This is a genomic window from Vibrio sp. OY15 (assembly GCF_000742455.1).
GTDB classification, from domain to species: Bacteria; Pseudomonadota; Gammaproteobacteria; order Enterobacterales; family Vibrionaceae; genus Vibrio; species Vibrio alginolyticus.
Window position 1 is genome coordinate 662,383 of record NZ_JPIL01000009.1, and the last position, 22,041, is coordinate 684,423.

21 protein-coding genes and 1 pseudogene are annotated in these 22,041 nt (G+C 44.6%); 16 read left to right on the plus strand and 6 right to left on the minus strand.

Features of this window, described 5'->3' with window-relative positions:
- Nucleotides 1-156 precede the first annotated feature (156 nt).
- Nucleotides 157-471, plus strand: a complete 315-nt coding sequence (locus IJ23_RS13285) for a DMT family transporter (RefSeq protein WP_005376506.1) — start codon at nt 157-159, stop codon at nt 469-471.
- A 79-nt stretch (nt 472-550) separates the two neighbouring features.
- On the opposite strand, the gene IJ23_RS13290 is transcribed toward IJ23_RS13285, so the two are convergent.
- Nucleotides 551-1,456: a DMT family transporter gene (locus IJ23_RS13290; RefSeq protein WP_033906499.1), complete on the minus strand. Its 906-nt coding sequence runs from the start codon at nt 1,454-1,456 to the stop codon at nt 551-553.
- Between the two features lie 169 nt (nt 1,457-1,625).
- On the opposite strand from IJ23_RS13290, the gene IJ23_RS13295 reads away from it, so the two are divergent.
- The 3 genes from IJ23_RS13295 to IJ23_RS13305 all read left to right on the plus strand — a co-directional run bounded on the left by IJ23_RS13295 (nt 1,626) and on the right by IJ23_RS13305 (nt 4,299).
- A complete protein-coding gene (locus tag IJ23_RS13295) occupies nt 1,626-2,084 on the plus strand; it encodes an NUDIX hydrolase (protein WP_033906500.1) in 459 nt (152 codons plus the stop codon).
- 104 nt (nt 2,085-2,188) lie between these two features.
- Nucleotides 2,189-2,761 carry a GNAT family N-acetyltransferase gene (locus IJ23_RS13300; protein WP_033906501.1) on the plus strand — a complete coding sequence of 191 codons (573 nt, stop codon included), beginning with the start codon at nt 2,189-2,191 and terminating at the stop codon, nt 2,759-2,761.
- Nucleotides 2,762-2,886: 125 nt separating this feature from the next.
- Nucleotides 2,887-4,299: a coniferyl aldehyde dehydrogenase gene (locus IJ23_RS13305; RefSeq protein ID WP_033906502.1), complete on the plus strand. Its 1,413-nt coding sequence runs from the start codon at nt 2,887-2,889 to the stop codon at nt 4,297-4,299.
- Between the two features lie 175 nt (nt 4,300-4,474).
- Here the strand turns inward: IJ23_RS13305 and IJ23_RS13310 are convergent, their stop codons facing one another.
- Nucleotides 4,475-4,954 (minus strand): aminoacyl-tRNA deacylase, encoded by a 480-nt coding sequence (locus IJ23_RS13310; RefSeq protein ID WP_005376501.1) that lies wholly within the window; start codon nt 4,952-4,954, stop codon nt 4,475-4,477.
- Nucleotides 4,955-5,110: 156 nt separating this feature from the next.
- Between IJ23_RS13310 and IJ23_RS13315 the strand changes: the two genes are divergently transcribed.
- From IJ23_RS13315 to IJ23_RS13330, 4 genes are all read left to right on the plus strand, one after another.
- Nucleotides 5,111-6,652 carry a glutamate synthase-related protein gene (locus tag IJ23_RS13315; protein ID WP_033906503.1) on the plus strand — a complete coding sequence of 514 codons (1,542 nt, stop codon included), beginning with the start codon at nt 5,111-5,113 and terminating at the stop codon, nt 6,650-6,652.
- A 186-nt stretch (nt 6,653-6,838) separates the two neighbouring features.
- Nucleotides 6,839-9,013, plus strand: coding sequence for a catalase/peroxidase HPI (gene katG, locus IJ23_RS13320; RefSeq protein WP_017820988.1), 2,175 nt, complete (start codon nt 6,839-6,841; stop codon nt 9,011-9,013).
- Nucleotides 9,014-9,178: 165 nt separating this feature from the next.
- On the plus strand, nt 9,179-9,631 hold the full coding sequence (gene parS, locus IJ23_RS13325; RefSeq protein WP_017820987.1) for a type II RES/Xre toxin-antitoxin system antitoxin: 453 nt from the start codon (nt 9,179-9,181) through the stop codon (nt 9,629-9,631).
- A gap of 1 nt (nt 9,632) precedes the next feature.
- Nucleotides 9,633-10,103, plus strand: coding sequence for an RES family NAD+ phosphorylase (locus IJ23_RS13330; RefSeq protein ID WP_005376497.1), 471 nt, complete (start codon nt 9,633-9,635; stop codon nt 10,101-10,103).
- Nucleotides 10,104-10,182: 79 nt separating this feature from the next.
- Here the strand turns inward: IJ23_RS13330 and IJ23_RS13335 are convergent, their stop codons facing one another.
- The gene (locus IJ23_RS13335) at nt 10,183-12,033 is read right to left on the minus strand and encodes an acyltransferase family protein (protein ID WP_033906504.1); all 1,851 of its coding nucleotides are present in this window, start codon (nt 12,031-12,033) and stop codon (nt 10,183-10,185) included.
- 241 nt (nt 12,034-12,274) lie between these two features.
- Between IJ23_RS13335 and IJ23_RS13340 the strand changes: the two genes are divergently transcribed.
- Entirely contained in the window at nt 12,275-12,550 is a 276-nt protein-coding gene (locus IJ23_RS13340; protein WP_033906505.1) for a nitrogenase-stabilizing/protective protein NifW, read from the plus strand.
- A gap of 117 nt (nt 12,551-12,667) precedes the next feature.
- Here IJ23_RS13340 and IJ23_RS13345 read toward each other — a convergent pair whose 3' ends face one another.
- Entirely contained in the window at nt 12,668-13,768 is a 1,101-nt protein-coding gene (locus IJ23_RS13345; protein ID WP_033906506.1) for an alkene reductase, read from the minus strand.
- Between the two features lie 11 nt (nt 13,769-13,779).
- On the minus strand, nt 13,780-14,166 hold the full coding sequence (gene gloA, locus IJ23_RS13350) for a lactoylglutathione lyase (RefSeq protein ID WP_033906507.1): 387 nt from the start codon (nt 14,164-14,166) through the stop codon (nt 13,780-13,782).
- A gap of 211 nt (nt 14,167-14,377) precedes the next feature.
- Between gloA and IJ23_RS13355 the strand changes: the two genes are divergently transcribed.
- Together IJ23_RS13355 and IJ23_RS13360 are read left to right on the plus strand one after the other, a co-directional pair.
- Entirely contained in the window at nt 14,378-14,806 is a 429-nt protein-coding gene (locus IJ23_RS13355; protein WP_031781242.1) for a PaaI family thioesterase, read from the plus strand.
- Nucleotides 14,807-14,832: 26 nt separating this feature from the next.
- Nucleotides 14,833-15,222 (plus strand): MazG nucleotide pyrophosphohydrolase domain-containing protein, encoded by a 390-nt coding sequence (locus IJ23_RS13360; protein ID WP_005376487.1) that lies wholly within the window; start codon nt 14,833-14,835, stop codon nt 15,220-15,222.
- 43 nt (nt 15,223-15,265) lie between these two features.
- On the opposite strand, the gene IJ23_RS13365 is transcribed toward IJ23_RS13360, so the two are convergent.
- Nucleotides 15,266-16,141: a universal stress protein gene (locus IJ23_RS13365; RefSeq protein ID WP_025767825.1), complete on the minus strand. Its 876-nt coding sequence runs from the start codon at nt 16,139-16,141 to the stop codon at nt 15,266-15,268.
- Between the two features lie 215 nt (nt 16,142-16,356).
- On the opposite strand from IJ23_RS13365, the gene IJ23_RS13370 reads away from it, so the two are divergent.
- The 5 genes and pseudogenes from IJ23_RS13370 to IJ23_RS13390 all read left to right on the plus strand — a co-directional run bounded on the left by IJ23_RS13370 (nt 16,357) and on the right by IJ23_RS13390 (nt 21,699).
- Nucleotides 16,357-17,700, plus strand: a complete 1,344-nt coding sequence (locus tag IJ23_RS13370; protein WP_033906508.1) for a magnesium transporter — start codon at nt 16,357-16,359, stop codon at nt 17,698-17,700.
- A gap of 295 nt (nt 17,701-17,995) precedes the next feature.
- Nucleotides 17,996-18,532, plus strand: a pseudogene (locus IJ23_RS13375) (AAA family ATPase).
- Between the two features lie 113 nt (nt 18,533-18,645).
- Nucleotides 18,646-20,091, plus strand: a complete 1,446-nt coding sequence (locus tag IJ23_RS13380) for an N-acylglucosamine 2-epimerase (RefSeq protein WP_033906509.1) — start codon at nt 18,646-18,648, stop codon at nt 20,089-20,091.
- A 296-nt stretch (nt 20,092-20,387) separates the two neighbouring features.
- On the plus strand, nt 20,388-21,158 hold the full coding sequence (locus tag IJ23_RS13385; protein WP_033906510.1) for a hypothetical protein: 771 nt from the start codon (nt 20,388-20,390) through the stop codon (nt 21,156-21,158).
- 1 nt (nt 21,159) lies between these two features.
- Nucleotides 21,160-21,699 (plus strand): tetratricopeptide repeat protein, encoded by a 540-nt coding sequence (locus IJ23_RS13390; protein ID WP_033906511.1) that lies wholly within the window; start codon nt 21,160-21,162, stop codon nt 21,697-21,699.
- The last annotated feature ends 342 nt before the right edge of the window (nt 21,700-22,041 follow it).

Here is a 22,041-nt window from a genome sequence, read left to right on the forward strand (position 1 = left end):
TAAGCGTGCATGAGATGTTTGAGTTGTATGTTTATCGCCGTGTTTTATTTTTTATGTTCAAATTTCTGTATATAATAAGCAGTCAATCAGAAGTGAGGACGACCTCACCGCTCTATCTTTTCTCGGGGACGACCCCATCTCGTTGGGAAATGTGACATGGCTTGGGGAATTCTCTTCATTGCGGGCTTGTGTGAAATCGCATGGGCTGTCGGTCTTAAATATTCACAAGGGTTTACCAAATTCGGTGCTTCGGCATTCACTATTGTCTTTATGTTATTGAGCTTTTGGTTGCTTGGCATTGCGTTAAGAACCTTGCCTTTAGGCATTGCTTATGGCGTATGGGTAGGGATTGGCGCAATAGGCACGGCAGTCGTGAGTATTTATCTGTTCAATGAGCCAGCAACACTTATCAAAGCCTTAAGCTTGCTAATGATTGTCGCTGGTATCGCAGGGTTAAAAATATCAGCTTAACGTTAGGCTAAACACAAAACAGCCAGAGTCACTCTGGCTGTTTTTCTAAATGTCGTGTTTACGGTTCTAGGTAGGTATATCAAGCGTTGCGCTTAACAAAAGGTAACCGTAAGTGATGACCAAACGCATTAATTAATGCGCCTGTAACAATCAGACCGCCACCGACGTACGTCCAAATGATCGGAACCTCGCCAAAAAAAATGATGCCTAACAACACAGAAAATACGATCTGGATATACGAATAAGCGGAGGCTTTACCCGCTTGTTGAGTTTGCATCGCTTTGGTTAACCCCAATTGCCCAATTTGGGTAAAGACACCAACTAGAACCAACATGAAAGTCAGATATAGATCGGGCATTACAAAATCGTCGCCAATCAGTAAGAGTGAAGCGGGGAGAGCAACCAACGGGAAATAGAAAATGATCACTGAGCTGTCTTCTGTCTGACTCAGTTTTCTGACAATGACGTAGGCAATTGAGCTACCAAATGCGCCTAAGATCGCAATCATGACGCTAAACATTGGTAAAGCGCTATCTGAGCCTTGCCCAGTTTCTGGGCTTACCATGATATAGATGCCGAGTAAGCACAACGCAATACAAAGGAAAGTTGACGGCTGGATGCGCTCTTTCAAGAAAAATACGGCGAGTAGTGCAGTAAATACCGGATGAATATATTGGAATATCGTCGCTTCTGCCAAAGGTAAGGTGGTCACTGAATAATATACACACATCAGAGCCATCGTGCCCACAGCACCGCGTGCAAATAGTAATGGCTTATTATTGCCCCATACAGAAATTCGTTTTCGCTTTACATCGAAATAACTAATGATAAGTGAAACGAGCGCTCTTGCTGCAACGATTTCAAAAACGGGGATACCGTAGTTGCCGACGTGCTTTACTGTAGCCGACATCAGAGCAAAGCCGAACGCGGAAAGCACCATAAAGCGCACACCGATGGGAATCATAGTGTTGAATGAATTGGACATTTTACTGCTCATTTGTTGCGACAGATCTCACTTTAGCATACTTAGTTAGCGATTAAATCCTCTCAACTCAAACACTTCTGTCGACAAGATGAATAAACAGTAGAATACGTAGCAATTAATCTGCCTCTCTTCAGCGTAACAATAAAAACTCGATATTTAAGGAGCTTACATGATCCCGATAAAAGCAACGCATGTTTCAGGCGTTGTCATTTCAAAAATTGATGGCATAGAAAAAATGCTGTTACTCAAACGCGTAAAAGGTGGCTATTGGTGCCATGTTGCAGGTGGTATCGAAGCGGGTGAAGCCGGGTGGCAAACCATTTTAAGAGAGTTAAAAGAAGAGACACTAATTGACCAAGTTGAGTTACATACAGCAGACTTTCTAGAGCAGTTCTACGAAGCAAAAAATAACCGTATCATGGTTATCCCATGTTTTGTGCTATTTTGTCCGCCTAACCAATCAGTTGTTCTTAACGATGAGCATACAGAGTATCGCTGGTGTACGCTTGAAGAAGCTAAGCAGCTGGCTCCGTTTGCCAATCAGCATCACCTCTATGAACATGTATGGAAGCATTATGTAGATGTGGCATCACTAACGCCATTTACGCTGATCGATCAAAAGGGCTAAATGAACGGCAACGGCTTTGATTAGTTTTTATAGAGAGGTTTGTTCTCATAAAATGAAGCGTTAGGATTTGCGCTGAGCGTTCACAATAAAAAGGAATAACATCTATGGATGAAGTTACATGCCAAGAGACGTATCAAGGAAATCACTTACAGAAGCGTTTTTCCGTCTCGCAAAGGGTCTCAATTGAGCCCCTCAACACGAAACACGCGTCCGCTTTACTAGAGGTTGTGAACACTCACCGAGAGAGCCTTGAGGGCTATCTACCTTGGACGGATTCTGTCACGAATCATAGAGAGGCCGTGAACTACATTTCCCTGCGAGTGAACAGTAACGCGCTGGATTCCCACTGGTGTGCAATTTATTTTGATGAGCAGCTTACGGGTGTTATTGGCATTAAAGGTGTGGATTTACATACACGTGTTACTGAAATTGGCTACTGGCTTGCCAATAATGGGCGAGGCCATCGTGTGATTGATCAAGTACTCGCAGTATTGATCCCTTTTTTGAAGCAGAAAGGGCACGCACAATTCATTCAGTTCCATTGTATGGAAGATAACATCGCTAGCATCAATATTGCTGAGCGTGCAGGCGCCACATTAAAAGAATACGTTGATCATGAGTTTGATATGCTTGACCGCTCTCAACGACTAGGCATTTATGAACTACGTTTGATGTAGTATCCACCCCAGAGATATTTTAATCAGAGTTCGAACTCTAACTTCACGAGCGCTACAATAGTAACATTGTTGCGCTCGTGTTAACTTGGAGCGTCATTGGTAGAAACTAGGCTAGGAGAAGCATCATGAACGCAATCACAGAGGTTGAAGTAGATAACTTGTTACAGCAAAGCCTCGAACGCTTAAAAGCGGCATATGCAGCCGAGCCTTATCCTAGTTTGGATGAACGTAAACAGCGCCTCGTTTTGTTAAAAAAATCGCTGCTTGAGAACAAACAAGCTTTGGTTGAAGCGTTAAGTGACGATTTTGGCTATCGTTCAGAATTTGATACCGCCATGACCGACGTTTTGCCAACGGTCTCGCATATTAATTATACCCTCAAACGACTAAAAAAATGGTGCAAACCCAGCAAGCGCGAATCCGGCTTATTGCTCGCACCTTCTAAAGTCACCGTTCAGTATCAACCGTTAGGTGTCGTCGGGATCATTTCACCGTGGAACTTTCCTGTGATTTTGAGCCTTGCGCCTTTAGTGACAGCATTGGCTGCTGGCAACCGCGTGATGATGAAGCTCAGCGAATTTACGCCAAAAACCAATAAAGTCATCGTCGATATTTGCCGTGGGTTGTCTGAGTATGTCGAAGTTTTTGAGGGTGAAGCAGACGTCGCACAAGCATTCAGCCAACTGCCATTCGATCACCTTTTGTTCACGGGTTCTACGAGTGTTGGTCGCGCAGTGGCAAAAGCGGCAGCGGAAAACCTTACCCCGGTGACGTTAGAGTTGGGTGGAAAGTCCCCGGTGATCATTGCAAAAGATGCAGACATGAAGAAAGCCGTTGATGCTATCTTGTTTGGTAAATGCATTAATGCAGGCCAGATTTGTGTCGCGCCTGACTACGCGTTTGTACCGCAAGAACGTGTCGAAGAGTTCATTTCGTTATTCTTAAAACGTTTTGAAAAGCTCTATTTAAAATCCAACAAGAATCAAAAGCTGACCCATATTGTCAACCAACGACAATATGATCGTTTGACTGCGCTACTTGAGGATGCAAAAGCGCAAGGTGCTAACCTTCACACTGTTGAAGCGTCGCCCCAAGAGGAACGACTTCTGTATCCTCATTTGGTCACGGATGTGTCGCCGAATATGCGAATCATGCAAGAGGAGATCTTCGGGCCATTTCTACCTGTTAAGCCCTACAATGCCGTTGATGAAGCGATTGACTACATTAATCAGCGCCAAAGACCACTTGCGCTGTATGTTATGTCGGACGACAAATCGACCATCAAACATATTGTACGCAACACCCACAGTGGTGGCGTCGGCGTTAATGATACGGTTTTACATGTTGGCGCTGAAGATGCGCCTTTTGGTGGCGTTGGTGAATCGGGTATTGGGCATTATCACGGAGAGGAAGGATTCAGAACTTTTAGTCATGCGAAAACCATTCTTCACACACCGAAATGGTTGCCAAGAACGAGCGTATTAATGCGCCGTAGGGCTATGGCGATAAAAGCGATCCAAAAGATCTTTGTTCGATAATAATTATGATTTGATTGATAAAAAACCGCCCGAATAGGCGGTTTTTTGTTTCTATATGCTCTGAAACGCTGAGCACCAAAGTCCGAGAAACTTCCATCGCGTGCTACCAACAAAACAAAGAAAGGCTCTTGTTGAAAGAGCCTTGTTCAGGAAGTGTCGAGAGATCTTGGCAAGTTTAATGCAGAACTTCACTGCTGAATCTTAGATATCTACAGTCGTTCATCAGTTCTTTAAACGCCTTTCGGTCCAGCTTAATCAGAGTTTCATGATCGCCAGCTTCAAGGTAGACATGTTCCAAGTTTGCTAGTCTTTCATCGCAAACTGTCGACATGTGGTAAGGGCTACCAATCGGTGGAATAGCGCCGTGTTCACAATCGGTGAAGAGTCGGTAAACCATACGCTCTTTCACCAAGTGGAAGGTGGCATTAAATTCGTCGTTTAATCTCGACAAACTGATTTTGTTGTTGGCAGGTAAGACCGCCATCATATGACGCCCTTCATGATCCTCTAGAATCACACCTTTTGCGATATTCATTAAAGGCACACCTGCTGCAACACCACTTTGTAGCGAGCTATGACTGTGGCTGTGATTCACGGTTTGAAAGTGAATGTTATGCTCAGTCAAATATTCATCTAATCGGGTTGCAATCGTCATATAGCCTCCACGTGTATGAGACCCATAAAAAGTATAGGTTAGTCGGGCGACAATCGCGCATTTTACTCGGCGACACTGACGCTCTTTACGCTCCTGTTCTACGCTTATTGCAAGCCAGCGAGAAAGCATGGTTAACAATAATAAATAGGGGGCAACATGAGCAAGCCAATCATCGCTGATAACAAGCCGATCAAAGTAGAGTTGAAAGCTGGGCAAGAATATTACTTCTGCCGATGTGGGCGTTCTAAAAAACAACCTTACTGCGATGGGTCTCATTCGGGAACCGGCTTAAAGCCAATGAGCTTTAGTGCGGAAAAAGACGAAGATGCCTATCTCTGCCAATGTAAGCATACCGCCAATGCTCCTTTTTGTGATGGTACACACAAGCGATTTACCGCAGAGCAAGTCGGTAAAGAGGGACCGGAACAAAAGCGAGAGAAAAGAGACAAACCAACGGCGTCTGCTACTCAAGAAGAACCAACCCTCGAGTTTATCCACCAATTAGCGAGAGAAGGACTCTCTAAACTCGGTCATCATGGTCCGATGGCTGCAATGGGGGTTCCTAGGCATTTGCTACCACATTGGGATGCTATACAAATTATGGTGGCGCAAATGGCGACACAACCGTTGTTGGAAGACGTTCCTGTGTCTACCGAGTTGATTGTGGGACCAAACGCGCGTAAGCCGCTCAGACTCGCCATTCCTTTGTTGGTGTCGGACATGAGTTTTGGCGCACTTTCTGAAGAGGCGAAAATTGCACTAGCAAAAGGTGCAGAGTTGGCAGGGACTGGGATTTGCTCTGGTGAGGGTGGCATGTTACCGGAAGAACAAGCCGCTAATTCACGGTATTTCTATGAGCTTGCTAGTGCTCAATTTGGCTACGACGAATCTAAGCTTCTTAATGTTCAGGCGTTTCACTTTAAAGGTGGGCAAGGAGCAAAAACGGGCACGGGTGGTCATCTGCCTGCAAATAAAAATGTAGGTAAGATCTCTCAGGTGAGAGGCATCCCCGAAGGACAACCAGCGATATCACCACCAACGTTCAAAGATCTTCACACTACTCACGATTTCAGAAAGTTTGCTGACAGAGTTCGTGGCATCACAGGCGGTATTCCAATTGGATTTAAACTCAGTGCCAACCATATTGAGCAAGACATTCAGTTTGCGCTTGATGCTGGGGCTGATTATATCATCTTAGATGGTCGCGGTGGTGGCACGGGTGCGGCGCCAACTATGTTCCGTGATCATATTAGTGTGCCCACCATCCCTGCATTAGCTCGTGCACGTAAGTACTTAGATGAAAAAGGCGTAAGTGACCGCGTCACATTAATCATCACCGGTGGGTTGCGAGTTCCTACGGATTTTGTCAAAGCGTTGGCACTTGGAGCAGACGGAGTAGCGATAGCAAACAGTGCGATGCAATCGATCGGTTGTGTCGCGGCTCGCATCTGCAACACCAATAATTGCCCGGCAGGCATTGCGACACAAAATGCCGATTTGAGGCAGCGTCTCGACGTTGAAAAGTCATCCCAGCAACTGAAAAATTTCTTCGAATCCTCGGTCGAGCTCATGAAAGTCATGGCGAGGGCGTGTGGTCATCACGCTCTGAATGAATTTAGTCATCATGATTTAGCGACCTGGGATCACAACATGGCGAAGCTGTCTGGGATTAAGTATTCAGGTATGGACTTAAACTGATCTCTATCCATATTTTCTGCATATAGGTACATGTTTGATAACAATTATTTATTCGCTGAAATGTTTGAAATTTTGACTTGGCGTTAACTAAAAAAACAGTGTATGAACTACGCTGTTTGAGGTGGATATTCGATTTATTGAATAACAAAGAGTGGTTACCACAACCACGACACGAAGGAGCATTATATGAGCAAAGCAAACGGCGGTTCGGTAGGTAAATGTCCAGTTATGCATGGTGGGCAAACATCTACAGATAAGTCGGTGATGGATTGGTGGCCGAATGCCTTGAACTTAGACATCCTGCATCAACACGACTCCAAAACCAACCCATTTGGTCAGGACTTTAATTACAAAGAAGAACTGAAAAAGCTAGATGTCGAAGCACTTAAAAAAGATTTAAAAGATTTAATGACTGATAGCCAAGACTGGTGGCCTGCCGACTGGGGACACTACGGTGGTTTAATGATCCGAATGGCATGGCATGCAGCGGGCAGTTATCGTATTGCGGATGGCCGTGGCGGTGCTGCTACAGGCAACCAACGCTTTGCTCCTCTCAACTCTTGGCCAGATAACGCCAACCTCGATAAGGCTCGACGCCTTTTATGGCCAATCAAGAAAAAATATGGCAACAAACTAAGTTGGGCAGACCTGATTGTCCTTGCCGGTAACATGGCGTACGAATCCATGGGTTTTAAGACCTTTGGCTTTGCGTTTGGACGAGAGGACATCTGGCACCCAGAAAAAGACACTTACTGGGGCTCTGAGCAAGAATGGTTAGCCACAAGTGACGCTGATAACAGCCGCTACTCTGGTGAGCGAGATTTAGAAAACCCGCTTGCTGCGGTAATGATGGGTCTTATCTATGTGAACCCTGAAGGGGTAGACGGTAACCCAGATCCTCTCAAAACAGCACATGACATGCGAGTGACCTTTGCGCGAATGGCAATGAACGATGAAGAAACCGTCGCGCTCACAGCTGGTGGTCACACGGTGGGTAAGTGTCATGGTAATGGTGATGCCGCAAACCTTGGCCCAGAGCCCGAAGCAGCAGACGTTCATGAGCAAGGTCTTGGCTGGATTAACCACAAAACACGTGGTATTGGCCGTGACACGGTAACGAGTGGCATTGAAGGTGCTTGGACAACACACCCTACACAATGGGACTACGGATACTTCCACCTACTATTTAAGTATGACTGGGAACTGAAAAAGAGCCCAGCCGGCGCATGGCAATGGGAGCCAATCGACATTGAAGAACAAGACAAGCCTGTCGATGTTGAAGACGGTTCTAAGCGCTACAATCCAATCATGACCGACGCCGATATGGCGCTCAAAATGGACCCTGAATATCGTAAGATTGCAGAAAAGTTCCAAAATGACCCTGCGTACTTTGATGACGTTTTTGCTCGTGCCTGGTTTAAGTTGACACACCGCGATCTAGGACCAAAATCATGTTATTTCGGCCCTGATGTGCCAAGCGAAGATCTTATTTGGCAAGACCCAACGCCCGCAGGTAAGACAGACTACGATGTTGATTTAGTAAAAACAAAAATCGAAGCAAGTGGCCTATCCATTAGTGAGTTAGTAAGTACGGCGTGGGATAGTGCGCGTACTTACCGTGGCTCTGACCGCCGAGGCGGTGCAAATGGCGCGAGAATTCGCTTGGCTCCGCAAAAAGATTGGCAAGGGAACGAACCTGAACGTCTAAGACGTGTTCTTGCGGTGTTAGAAAAAATAGCAGCAGAAGAGGGCTGTAGTGTTGCAGATGCTATCGTGCTTGCTGGTAACGTAGGTATTGAACTGGCTGCGCGTGCCGCAGGTCATGATGTTTCCGTACCATTCGCGCCAGGCCGAGGTGATGCCACCCAAGAGATGACGGATGTGGAATCGTTCGAAGTACTTGAGCCTGTTGCTGACGGTTTCCGAAATTGGTTGAAGAAAGACTACGCGGTTAAGCCAGAAGAGCTTTTATTAGATCGTGCTCAGCTTATGGGGCTAACGGCGCCAGAAATGACGGTACTTATCGGTGGTATGCGCGTTCTAGGCAGTAACTACGGCGGTGGAAAAGAGGGCGTATTTACTGACCGAGTAGGCACTTTGTCGAATGATTTCTTCGTGAACCTTACTGACATGGCATATACGTGGAAACCAGTGAGTGCTAATCAATATGAAATCCGTGATCGTAAAACCGATGCTGTGAAGTGGACGGCTACTCGAGTGGATCTTGTCTTTGGTTCAAACTCGATCCTGCGTTCGTATGCGGAAGTGTATGCGCAAGATGATAATCAGGAAAAATTCATCCATGACTTCATCGCCGCATGGACGAAAGTCATGAACGCGGATCGTTTTGACTTGCAATAAGTGAAACGATGCCCGTCGGTAAATGGGTTGATGAATAAGTAAGAGAGGCGGGCGAAAAGCTCGCCTTTTTCTTTACCTATCTTTTTACTTTGATTGTTACTTTGATTGAAAGTTAAGCTCATTTGAACCATAATAACTGGACCATATGAACCATAGGAGCTTGATATGGCAACTGCAGCATTAAAAAGCTTCAAACCGAAACAACCTCATAAAGCCAATTTCTGGTTTATGTTGGGTATTGAAGACGCTGAAACAGGTCGCACTGATGCGGTTCACAAAGGCTTTGAGCCAAAGGTGTATCGCAATATTGTTGAGCGTGTGAAGCTTTCTCAGAGTGAGTTTCAAAACGTCACATTGATACCTGTTAGCACGATCAAGCGTCGTCTAAAAAACGATGAGCGCTTCAATACGCAAGAAAGTGATGCAATCTATCGATTAGCGATGTTATTGAAACTCGCGACAGAACTGTTTGACGACGAAGAGCGCGCGTTAAAATGGATGAGAGAGAATGTGTACGGCTTAGGTGGAAAACGTCCACTTGATATGGTCTCGACCACGGTGGATTTTGAAATCGTAAAAGATTTGATCGGCCGTTTAGAGCACGGGGTATTCTCGTAATATGAAGCTCTATCGTCTCACACAAAAGAAATTTGCTGACACGCCATTCAGCCCCGTTGGCGCAAAGTTGTTTGGAGGGCGATGGAACTCAAAAGGAACCGAAGCCCTCTACTTCTCTGAATCGGAATCCCTTTGCTCGTTGGAAGTATTTGTTCACGTAAACAACGATCCTGCTATCACCAAACTTTACGATTTATATCGTATTGAAATGCCAGAATACCTCATCGCCACCTTAGATGAAGAAGATCTCCCTGTGACGTGGCGAGCAATACCGGCGAGCGAGTCTACGCAGTACATTGGTGATCAGTTTCTCAATGATCCTCATCCAGAGTTTGCCGCGCTGCAAGTGCCTTCAACGATTTCACCTCGTGATAAAAACTACGTGGTGAATCCAAATCATCCCAAAATGAAAGAGATCATCAAGAAAGCCGAAAAGCTCGATTTCGCGTTTGATCCGCGCATTTTCAAATAGACGCCTAGCTTTGTCTTGCTTTAAAGCATTCAGCGCTTACCTGAGATAAGCGCTGAAGCATAAAAGTTTATTTCCTTGGTTATTGTCGATCGTAAGTGAACTGTTGCGCTTCATTTGTAGTGTTGAGGTAATGCCCAAGCACCAACTCAGCACCTTTGTAAGATAAATGGCTGTCATCCGTATACATCGCATTGTTTGCTCCAACTCTCATTCGACATACGCCATTTCTGCAAATGGCATCGGTCAAGTCGACAAACTCAACGTGCTCAAATTGCTCAAAGTAGTTCACTAACTTCGCCACGTTTTGAGGGTGATGTTGTTTGGGAGAAAAGTCGCAGGCAGACTCTTCTGTCTCGCCAAACAAACGCGCTTTCCAAAGGCATTCTCCTACCGCAAACGGTGCAGAAGGGGTTGGACCGAAAACGACCACTTCCTTTCCTTTCAGTTCATTCAATAATTTGGTTAATGATGCTTCATAATCGGCTTGTGAAAGCTCTTTATTGAAATTAGAAGAGATAACAACGCGACGAATGGAAGGGGTACTTAGAATTGTATCGACAGCCTCATTGAAGAACTGTCGGCAAGAAATTGAGCCAGCAGCTTCTAGGATGTCGACATAACCGACCGCACAGGAATCTTGAGTAAGTTGCACCACGCCAGTTGGTGTTACTTCGGATAGACGCTTCACGTAAACCATGCTGTGACTATTGCCTAACACAGCGATGGCGGGCTGCGGCGCAGACGAGCACACATCGTTAACGTTGGTGTTGCCGTTGCAATCTAAACCATAACCGTTGTTAACGCGCATGGCCTCGAAAAATGCGCTTCTTTCTGGAAAACCACCGTTTTGATGACCGATAACGCCGAGCGTTAGCAAGGGCAACGTCAACAACACAATAACCGCGGACACAGTGCGCATGCTCATGGCTTTTCGGCTACGGAACGGCTTTTCAATAAAGCGCCAAGTGAAGTAAGAAAGTACAAAAAGAGTGACAACGTAAAGTGGGATATTGATGTCTTGTGTTGTGTCCAACACGTAGCGGTAAAAGACAAATAATGGAATGTGCCACAAGTATAAGCTGTAGCTGATTAAGCCGACGAACACGACCCACTTTAGGCTCAGTAATCTACCGCAGACATTGTCTTTAGAGGCAAACAAAATCACCAACGCGCTACCGATGACCGGCACCAGCAGCGTAATGCCCGCGCCATCTTGCGATTTTTCAAACAAAAGCGCGGAAGCCAATATCAAAACGATGCCAATGGTTGCTAGAGTATCGTTAGATTGAACTTGGACTTTTCTCATCACTAATGCGAGTAATGAACCGCTTGCCAGTTCCCAAGCGCGAGAGAAGATCATGTAGAAGGCGAAATCAGGGTCGTTGCTCGCGTAGACAATAGTCATCAAACTCAGCACAAATACCGTGATAAAAAAAGTCAGGTAAAACGCGTTTTTACCACGAGCGAGTAGCATGAGTAGCAAAGGAGTGACAATGTAGTACTGTTCTTCAACGCCCAAGCTCCATGTGTGGAACAGCGGGTTGGCTTGATCTTCTAAACCGAAGTAATTGTGGCCTTTTAAATACAGAAGAATGTTGGATGCGGAAAGAATGGAAGACACTGCAAATTGACCAACGTCTTTGTGTGCTTGCGGCAAAAATAGCCACCAAGACATCAAATAGCTGACGGCGATCACCACTAGTAAGAGGGGGAGTATGCGACGAATGCGTCGCTCATAAAAATCACCAAGGCTGAACTTCTGGTTTTCTAAGTCGTTAATCACGATGATAGTGATCAAATAGCCGCTGATCACAAAGAACACGTCGACGCCAATAAAGCCACCAGCGAATTGCTCAACTCCTGCATGAAACAAAATCACCAACGTGACAGCAATCGCCCTTAATCCGTCTACTTCTGCTCTGTAAGTCATATCGTGTTGCTCCAACATTCCGTTTAATGAAGTAGAGCAAGATATGAACCAGAAATAATGTTTATTTAAATCAGTGCCTTAAAGTGATTGTCAAAATGAAAATGCTAGGTGGGTTAACGAATTCCCAAATTGAATTTCAATATGGAAAACCCATAAAGAATGATCTTAAGAAGCGCTAAATCAAAGAACGTAAAGCGCGAGGCACTTAGACTCCATTGAAAATGATTACGCTAAAGAAACGATGACAGAGAATACGATTCAGGAAAAAATTGCCAGCTTTACTTGTATCGAAGAGGCTTTGAATTACTTCGACATCGAGTTTGATAGCCGATTTATCGAAAACAATCGAACCGAGTTGGTTAAGAGGTTTCACGGCTACTTAATCCTCACTAAACCGGATGATTGGTTTTCAGGTCGTCGTGCTTTAAAGAATGCTTACTGTAAAGTACAACGCAGTTTGCTCAGTAAAAAGACGCGCTCTGCGTGTCGAGGTTGTACATCTTGTCAAAGACGTTAATTCTGATGGCTTGCCTAAAAAGAACCCTGCATCTTGGCGTTACAGGGGGAAGAGCAAGGTTCTTTTGGTTTCGCTATTGGTTTGTCGCGAGTTGCGAATCAGCTTTACGTAGATGAATTAACCCGCGTGGTACGCAGGGTAGTCCACTAAGCCTTTTTCACCGCCGCCGAACAATGTGGCAGGGTCATGTTCTGCCAGCGGATAGCCATGCTTGATGCGGCTTGGTAAGTCTGGGTTTGCAACAAACGGACGGCCAAAGCCAATCATGTCGGCTAAACCACTTTCAATCGCGTGTTGCGCCTTTTCTGCGTTGTAACGACCGGCATAGATCAGTGTGCCTTTATACGCCTCACGAACTGCGGTTTTAAAGTCGTGCGGAGTGTCTGGCGCGTCGTCCCAATCCACTTCTGCAATGTGAATGTAAACCACATTGAGTTTATCAAGCAGCGCTGCAGCGGCGGTGTAGGTTTCGACTGGCGTACTATCAACGGTGCCATTTAACGAAGTGAATGGTGCAAGACGAACACCAACACGCTCTGCGCCAATAGCTTGCGTCATCGCCTCTACCACTTCACTAAGAAAACGCAGACGGTTTTCAATGGAGCCACCGTACTCATCGGTGCGGTTATTCGCTTCAGAATCGATAAACTGGTTAACCAAGTAGCCATTCGCTGCATGAAGCTCGATACCATCGAATCCGGCTTCTATCGCGTTTAGTGCGGCTTGGCGGTACTCTTCAATAACGTTCTTGATGTCTTGTTTGGTCATTTCACGTGGCTCAACCACGTCGACAAAACCCGGTTCGTCTGTGCCGTTATCGACAAATACTTTCACGTTTTCTGCTTTTAGCGCAGAAGAAGAAATAGGTTGCTCACCGCCAATGTTATCAGGGTGAGTCACACGTCCAACGTGCCACAATTGCGCGAAGATAACGCCGCCTTTCTCGTGCACCGCATTAGTTACCTTTTTCCAACCAGCAATTTGCTCTGGGCTGTAAATGCCTGGTGTCCATGCATAGCCTTGACCCATTGGCGAAATTTGTGTGCCTTCAGCAACGATTAGGCCCGCTTCAGCACGTTGAGCATAGTATGTCGCCATCATGTAGTTAGCGATATTACCTGGTTGAGAAGCACGAGAGCGCGTCATCGGAGGCATAACGATACGGTTTTTTAATGAGAGAGAGCCAAGTTGAATGGGTTGAAATAATGCGTCTGTCATAGGAAACCTCGTTATTTGTGAGTTTGGATGAGTTCGATTTGGTAACCATCGGGATCTTTAATGAACGCGATGTGAGTTTCTCCGCCTTTCATTGGACCTGGCTCGCGAGTAACGTTGCCACCAAGCGCTTTAATTTTTTCGCAAGCGGCGTAAATATCTTCAGACCCCAGTGCCATGTGTCCGAATGCGTTACCCAAGTCGTAACTGTCGGTATCCCAGTTATAAGTTAGCTCGATGGTCGCGCCATCTGGTTGATCAGGGTTACCAACAAACACCAGTGAGTAACGGTATTCTTGGTTTTCAAAACGATCCAAAACACTCATTCCCAGAACTTTTGTATAAAATTCGATAGATTTGTCTAGGTCAGCTACACGGATCATCGTGTGGAGAAGCTTCATAAGTCGCCTTTTCATAACGTTGCGTAATCACTATGCAAACCATATCGCCACTCTAAATAAACTGGAAATTATCGTTAATTATTAAAATGATTATTTAGTGTTATGAAAAGCGAGGTTGCTGGCCCTGCAACATGCAAACAAAGATTACTCGCCGTTTCTTTTTAATTGTTGGCATATGCTAATTTCTCTTTTGAGAAACCGAGTAACTATCATGTCTACAAACAGCTATTGTCATTACACTCACGAATCTCATCATCAATGTGCGGTTTGTTCTTCAATTAATGTGAATCCGAACTCTTTGGCCGTGAACTACCAATACCTAGCCGATGGTTCTGTTGTCGGAGAGTTTCACGTTTTACCGCGTCATCAAGGTTACACAGACCTGTTGCATGGTGGTATTGCCAGTTCGCTTCTCGATGGTGCAATGACGCATTGTTTGTTATCTAGAGACATTCAAGCCCTTACGGCGCAGTTGGATGTGCGCTACCATGCACCTATTCAGTTAGATGATCGAGTCACGATTACTGCACACTGTGAAGGTGAACGACGCGGTATATATCAACTGGTGGCTCAATTGCGGGTCGAAAGCGAAGTTAGAGTGACGGCTAAAGGGAAGTTTATTCGTCCTAAAAAGGCATAAATAAAAACGTGTTCTACGGAGAGGCAATGAAGAAATTTGATGAGCTGTATGCAATTGCGACGAGAAAATCTCAATATGACCAAACCAACACTTGGTTTAAAGGCGTAGAGACTTATCTGGAGGCCATTGGCAAAGAAGTTGATGAAGTCCGCGAAGAGATTCGTGAGGATCGCCTTTGTCATTTGGAAGACGAGTTAGGCGATGTGTTGTGGAACTATCTTAACGTATTAAAAGCGCTGGAAAGAGAAAAGGGCATAGATCCTGAGAAAGTACTCGAAAGAGCCTGCAACAAATACGATCAGCGTGTATCTGCGATTGAGTCGGGACGCAGTTGGGATGAGATAAAACAGCAGCAGAAACAAGCCTTGAACGCAGAGCATGAAGCCGCGCAGTTAGAAGATGTAAAGAGCCAATAACTGCGCTTGGTATTGAAAGGGTTGGTTAATAGGGAATACCTAGTCAGCCCTTGGAACTGTTGACCAACAGTAGGTCACAAGGTGGTTGATCAAGTAACGTGTCTACAGTGCTGCCAGACCAAAATTGAGATGACATGCTTCGTTTACATGCCCCCATAATCAAAATCGCTGCTTGTGATTGCTTAACTGCTTTTGGTAACGCCGTTTCAGGGTTTCCTTCCGGTAATAGTAATGGAACTCGCGTTAACTTTTGCGCACTAATAAAATCTGTAATGCCTGCTTTTTGATTGCTTAATATCTCTGCACGATAGCGAGAGAGGTATGGTGCGACGTATCGGCAGTAAACGAGCGTCATTTTCCCGCTTAAGGTTTGTTCTAATTTTGAGCCTCGCGAGACGATGGCTTTATCTACTATCGACTTTTCATCCCCTCGATGAAGTGGGTCGATTGCACAAAGCATGTTGGCGTGAGAAGGCCATGACCGCTCACTCAGTAGCAACAAGTCGCAATCTTGTTGTGCTAGTTCTGTGAGCATCGTTTGAATCTCGTGTTTGTTAAAGTGTCCCACGAGCAGTAAGTCAGTGTGGTCAACAAGTCGTTTCGCAACTTGCTCAACCCAATGGCTCCCTTTGAAATGCTCGTAAGAGAGCGTTGGTGTTTCAAGCTCTTCTTCTTCACAAAGTTCGACAATTAATGCGTTGAACTTTAAGGTCCAAGCTTCAAACTCAGCTTGTCTTTTTTCTATATGGTCAGAGTTGAAACTGAGAAAATGAGCGAATGCGTGATCTTCACTTCGGCGATGGTCTTCCACTAAAACCACAATAGGCTGAGCCAACGCTGTCGAAAATTGAATCACTTTACGAAGCACCTTACGACTTGGTAAGGCGGCCTGCTGAGTCAGAAAAAATACAGGTGCCATTGATTACTCCATTATCAAACAAGGCGAATGAGCCTGACACACATTCAAGTCTATACCATGAACTGATGCAGAGGCGTTTTGTTTCTGCGAGCGAAATATAAATTCCGCAATTAAGTCAACTATCGCCTAGAATTTTAACATCAAGAATTCATGCCTTCGGATAGCACATATCGTCAATGCGGCGAATGTGGTAGTGAAAGCTATAGGTAAAAGTAATGATAGATTCCAACCAATTGCAAATTAACCGCAAAGTGCCACATTTGCTTGCTGAGATCATTAAAGCGATAGAATCGACCGAAGACTTGAGCTTTTTGAAAGACTATCAAGAAGCACAGATTGCGAACATTTTGGAATCGGTCAACATTGCTTACCGTAAGCGTGTCATAGAAGCAGTGCCGCCTGAGAAGTATTGGACGGTACTAAATTTGCTCCGATACGACACCGCCAAGCACATTCATCAATCACTCAATAAAGACTTACAACATGAACGCTTGGCGTACATAACGGATTCTGAACTGATCATCTTTGCGGACTTTCTACCGACCGAATTTGTAGATGAATACCTTATTGATCAAAGTGAAGAGTCTGTCGCGCATATCCAACAAGCATTGTCGTATGAAGACAACAAAGTTGGACGTTATGCCGAGCCTCACTTTCTGGTCGCAAACCCTAAAAACAGCGTAGGAGGCATCAAAACCGAGCTGCTAAAACGTGGGCAAAGTCCAGTGCGGTTGATTATTGTGCGTGATGCAAGTGGTGTGATTGGTACGATAGAGCCGCAAACCCTGTTGCTGCACGAAAATCATATCAAACTTACCGACTTGACCGTAGTTACGCCAATTCTAGAAGATATTCAAACGATTCAAAGCGTCAGCAAACAAGTCTCGATTGATGGTGGAGCACATTGGTTTCCTATCATGGCTGGTGGCAAAATTATGGGCGTCTTGTCGATGGCGACCATCGCGATTACGTTGCGCGAACTCAGCCTACAAGCTGTAGTGGCAGAAAACGTACGAAGCGAAGAAGATTTGTTCACACCATTAAGCGTGGCGACAAGGTTAAGAGCACTTTGGCTAGTGATTAACTTGCTGACCGCTTTCGTAGCCTCCGCCATCATTGGGCTTTTTGATAATGTGGTCGAGCAAGTCGTTGCGCTTGCGATCTTAATGCCTGTCGTGGCGAGCATGGGCGGCATCGCGGGTAGCCAAACCTTAGCGGTGGCCATTCGAGGTATCGCACTAAACCACTTGCACCAAAGTAACTTGAAGCTATTGGTGAATAAGGAATTAAAAATCGCCACCATTAATGGTTTAATTATGGGATTGGTGATCGCGGGTGTCGTTTACATGGTGTTTGACTCTTGGCCATTGGCACTTATTATTTGCTGTGCCATTTTCCTCAATAGTTTGGCGGCCGCGGCATCGGGTACGTTGATACCATTCACGTTGAAGAAGTTTAACATTGACCCCGCCGTGGCTGGCTCGGTAGTATTGACGACCGTTACCGACGTCGTCGGTTTCTTTGCGTTCTTAGGCTTAGGTGCCATTTTCTTGATATAGATATCCAATTGACGCGTTAACCAGCAGGACCAATCGCACCATTTCCCAACCCAGTATTTTGGGCGAGCTTGCTTCGCTCAGCATTCCTCCGTTTTCCATAACCGCTGAACACGCCGTTTAAGCTTTCATTTCATCAATATTTTTCACTGCTCATTTCTACCCCAAAACTTTCCATTGCCGATCTCGCTTAACGCTGGTGTGCCAAATGCCATGCCAATTTCAAACGCCAGATGATGCCAATTTTCTTGGCTGTACACGCATTACTTCACTCAAACAAAAAAATAAGGAAACAATTTTGAATAAACTCATCGTATTCACTGGTGGTCCCGGTGCAGGAAAAACCTCGGTTATCGAACAACTAAAAACACAAGGCTTTATCTGAGCGCCAGAAACCGGCCGTCAAATAATACAAACGCAGGTTGCCAATCACGGTTCAGCATTACCTTGGAATGACAAACAAGCTTTTCGAGACGAAATGATGAAGGCAGAAGTGAGCAATTACCGAGCTTTCAATGCCCACCAAGGGGACGTGTTTTTTGATCGCAGTATTGTGGACGTATATGGCTACAGTAAGTTGGAACAACTTCCAGTCTCGCATGAGCTCATCACGCATTGCCAGATGCTTCGTTATCATTCTCAAGTATTCATTTTTCCACCTTGGGCATCGATATTCAGCAACGACGAAGAGCGAAAGCAAGGTTTTTCTGAAGCGGTGGCTACGTATCAACAGATGGCTAGCGCTTATCACAAATTTGGTTATCAATTGATCGAAGTGCCCAAAATGTCAGTCGAAGACAGAGTAGCGTTTATTCGCGGCTCAATCATCGAATAAGGCTGAAAGATGATTGATGCAAACAAATGCGTAAGGCGATTGTGACCACGACGACAATATGCGTAAAGGGAGTTATTTATACTGGATAAAGTTCAATAACTTAATTGAGTGTTATGTCTTTTAAATATCTTACCTTATTACTCGCAACGACGAGCATGAGCAGCTTTGCTGATGTAGGCCTGCCTTCGGGGGATGATTGGTTAAACCATGTGACGAATGGCCTAGCCCCATATTGGATGATGGAAAGCGCGCATGGACAACCTGCGGGGAATTTTCCGACTTTTCGTTGTGATAACGGTGTCATTCTCGACCCACAAAAGCCGTGTGAAGAATTAAACAAAGGGTGGATTAGCCCGCACTTCGATCGAGAATACACCCGCATGAAATCGCGCCAAACTTACGCTTATGGCGTACTTTTTCATCTTACGGGTGACAAGCAAGCATTAGAGCTGGCAAAGAAAGGGGCTTATTACCTGATTGATCATCTACAAGATGAGAAAAACGGCGGCTTCGTGAGCTTTACGCGTAGTGGAAAACCGGGGATGGAGTGGCAACAACGAACTTCTCAAGACCAAGCTTACGCCTTGGTGGGTTTGGCGATGTACTACTACTTAACGCAAGATCCAAAGGTTGAACAAGCACTTATCGACCAGCAAGCGTTTATATTTAAACAATACCGACGAAGCGATGATCGCGGTCTGGCGTGGGTTTTGAAAGATGGTGATGGGGAAAGTGAGAAGCAGCAAGAGTTAGTCGCTCAACTTGACCAAATTAATGGCTACCTGTTGTTAACGGCGCCACTTTTACCAGAACCAGCGCAAGCCAAGTGGAAGCAAGATCTGCAATGGCTGATGCAAGTGATGCTAGATAACTACCATTCCGTCAAAGAGCAGCGTTTTTATGGCGCGATACACCACAAAGCGGTAATGATGCCAGATGCGAAACACAATGATTTTGGACACACCATCAAAGCGTATTGGATGACGTATCTCACTGGTCAGTTGTTGGAGAATTCCAATTGGACAGAGTTTGGTTTCAAAGGAATGAAACACACGCTTAAACAAGCGCAATACCAGCAAAACTTTGAGCAAGTCAAAGCGCTTTTCTCACCAGAATGGCAGAGTAAATGGACGCAAGAGAGCATTCCTGCTTGGCAATCAAGATCATACAAGCACTATAGCTCGTCTTGGGAATGGGCAGAGCTCGATCAAGCGGCAATGACAGTTTCCCTTGTTGATGGTTCGATGAAAGAAACGCTTCAATACACGTTACCCACTTTTATGGATGCATGGGTGGATCATCAATATGGAGGCGTCGGTCTAAGCCCTAAATCAACCAAAGCGTTCCATTGGGGAAATGGTTACCACCAGTTTGAACATGCGTTGGTCGGGTATTTGTACGCGCAACAAATGGCAAAACAGCCTGCCAAGCTTTACTACGCGCGACCAGCAGAGAATAAAATGCCACTTAATCCATATTACTTTAGCGCAGACGTAAAATCGTTGTCGTCACAAAGTGATGGAGTCACCACCGCGACATTCACCAATATTCGACCTTAGGTTGGTCGATGGTGATGTGTTAATTAAAGTCCGCGTAAAAGCCAAAGCAAAATTGTAGCAGTAATATCAATAAAGGCTAACCAACTGGTTAGCCTTTATTTTTAATAATCTTACATGTAATGGTGACAACACATATAGTTAACGAATGTTTATTTGTAATGACCGCTGAGTGTTTCTAACAAATATCTAACTATAAATTAACTTTCATTGATTAGGGTATATCTCACAACTAGGACAACTTAGAGCTTGGAACTTTATGCAATCCTGTTCATAATAATGGTTTTGAGAGAATCATTATGTACATTTCTATACTAACGCACGAGAGAGATACGCCGTTATCAATCAACTACATTAATTACATGTATCCAGCTGACAAACTATTTAGCTCTTGTGTCGAACTAAGAAGCAAATTAGATAATGAGAAAATTCCCGTTAATACCATAAAAGATACTTCTCTTGCGGGACCATTACGTAAGCTTCCAAATGATATTACAGGTGAGAAAAGGTTACAAAAGCTTAAGGAACAGATAGATCGCAACATGGCGGTTAAGTCTGGTATGTTAACCGATCGAATGCACTGGAAAAACAAAGCTGTTATTCCTTCACGTAAATTTTCGTCTCTAGCTCCAATACAGTCGTCAACTCTAGCTTCTACTGCAATGAAAGCAAATAGTGGAAGGGCCATGGCCTTAGGGATGGTATTACAGAAAGGCAGAGCTATGCTTCTCTTTGATATTATCCGACAAAACGTTAGAGTACTAGCTAATCGAGTACACAATGCAAATCTAGAATCATCTGGCTGCATTTTGATTGTTAATGTGAAGTATTTGAAAGTCGAAAGGGAATATGGGAAAGCTCCTCAACTATCTAGAGTTTCATTAGCAAGTATAATTCCTCAAGAAGACAAGTATAACTTTGATTCGAGTGCTTATGTTCGTGGTCAAATTGCCAATATGTGTGAAGCTAGTGCTAAAGCTCCGATCAATACAAAGTTTCAAATTGTAAGCGGTCAGTATGACGATTCATACTCGACAGCAGTCTTGTTTATCAAATGCACATGGGAATAACATGAGAATTGTTAACGTTTTATTAGTAGTGCTCCTTGTTACGGCATGTAACGATACTACGTCAAAGTTTGAGGCAACTAAAACGACAGAAAGCCTCCTAACTAAGAACCGAGAAGCTCCAGAGCAGTTGTACAGCGAAGCAAATAAATTTTATGAACAAGGTGATGTGCAAGGAGCAAAGTCTTTATTGATCAAAGCTATCGAAGTGGATGATGTTCATAGTAAAGAGCTTTTAGGGATAATCCTTCTGAAAGAGCCAAAAGTCATGGATGTTAAGCGGGGCTTTTCTTTAATCTCAGAGGCTGCTGATGATGGGTTGGCGAGTGCACAATTTTATTTAGGATCATGTTTGTATGATGATGGCTGTGGTTTACCTGAAAATAAGGTGCTTTCAGCCTATTACTTGACGCAAGCGTTAAATAATGGTGAAGGTGGTGCACAAATGCTACTTGGATTTCTAGATGAAGAAATAGGTGACACTGCGATTGATCAAAAAACATATGCGGTAGAGCTGAATCGCTATATAGAACAGCTCAATTAATATTGCGGCTTAATGTTTTATAGGGTTTTAATCGAACCTCAAACAGAGAGTGCTGGACTTCTACAAAGCAGTAGAAGCCACAGCGAAGCTGCAACAATAATCGAGTGTGTAATAGAAAATAAAAAGCCGTCAGAACCACTGGTTTTGACGGCTTTTTATTCTATGACAGGTAGAGACTTCAATTTTCAGCGTGATAGGTCCATGAAAACTTAAGTGAGATTCCAATCACGTCGCATGATCTCACTAGTGTCATTGGAAATAAATGAATTGTTTCTGATACATAGAACGTATTAACATGGTTGCACTGGGCCCTTATGAGTAAATTCATTGAATATACCATTT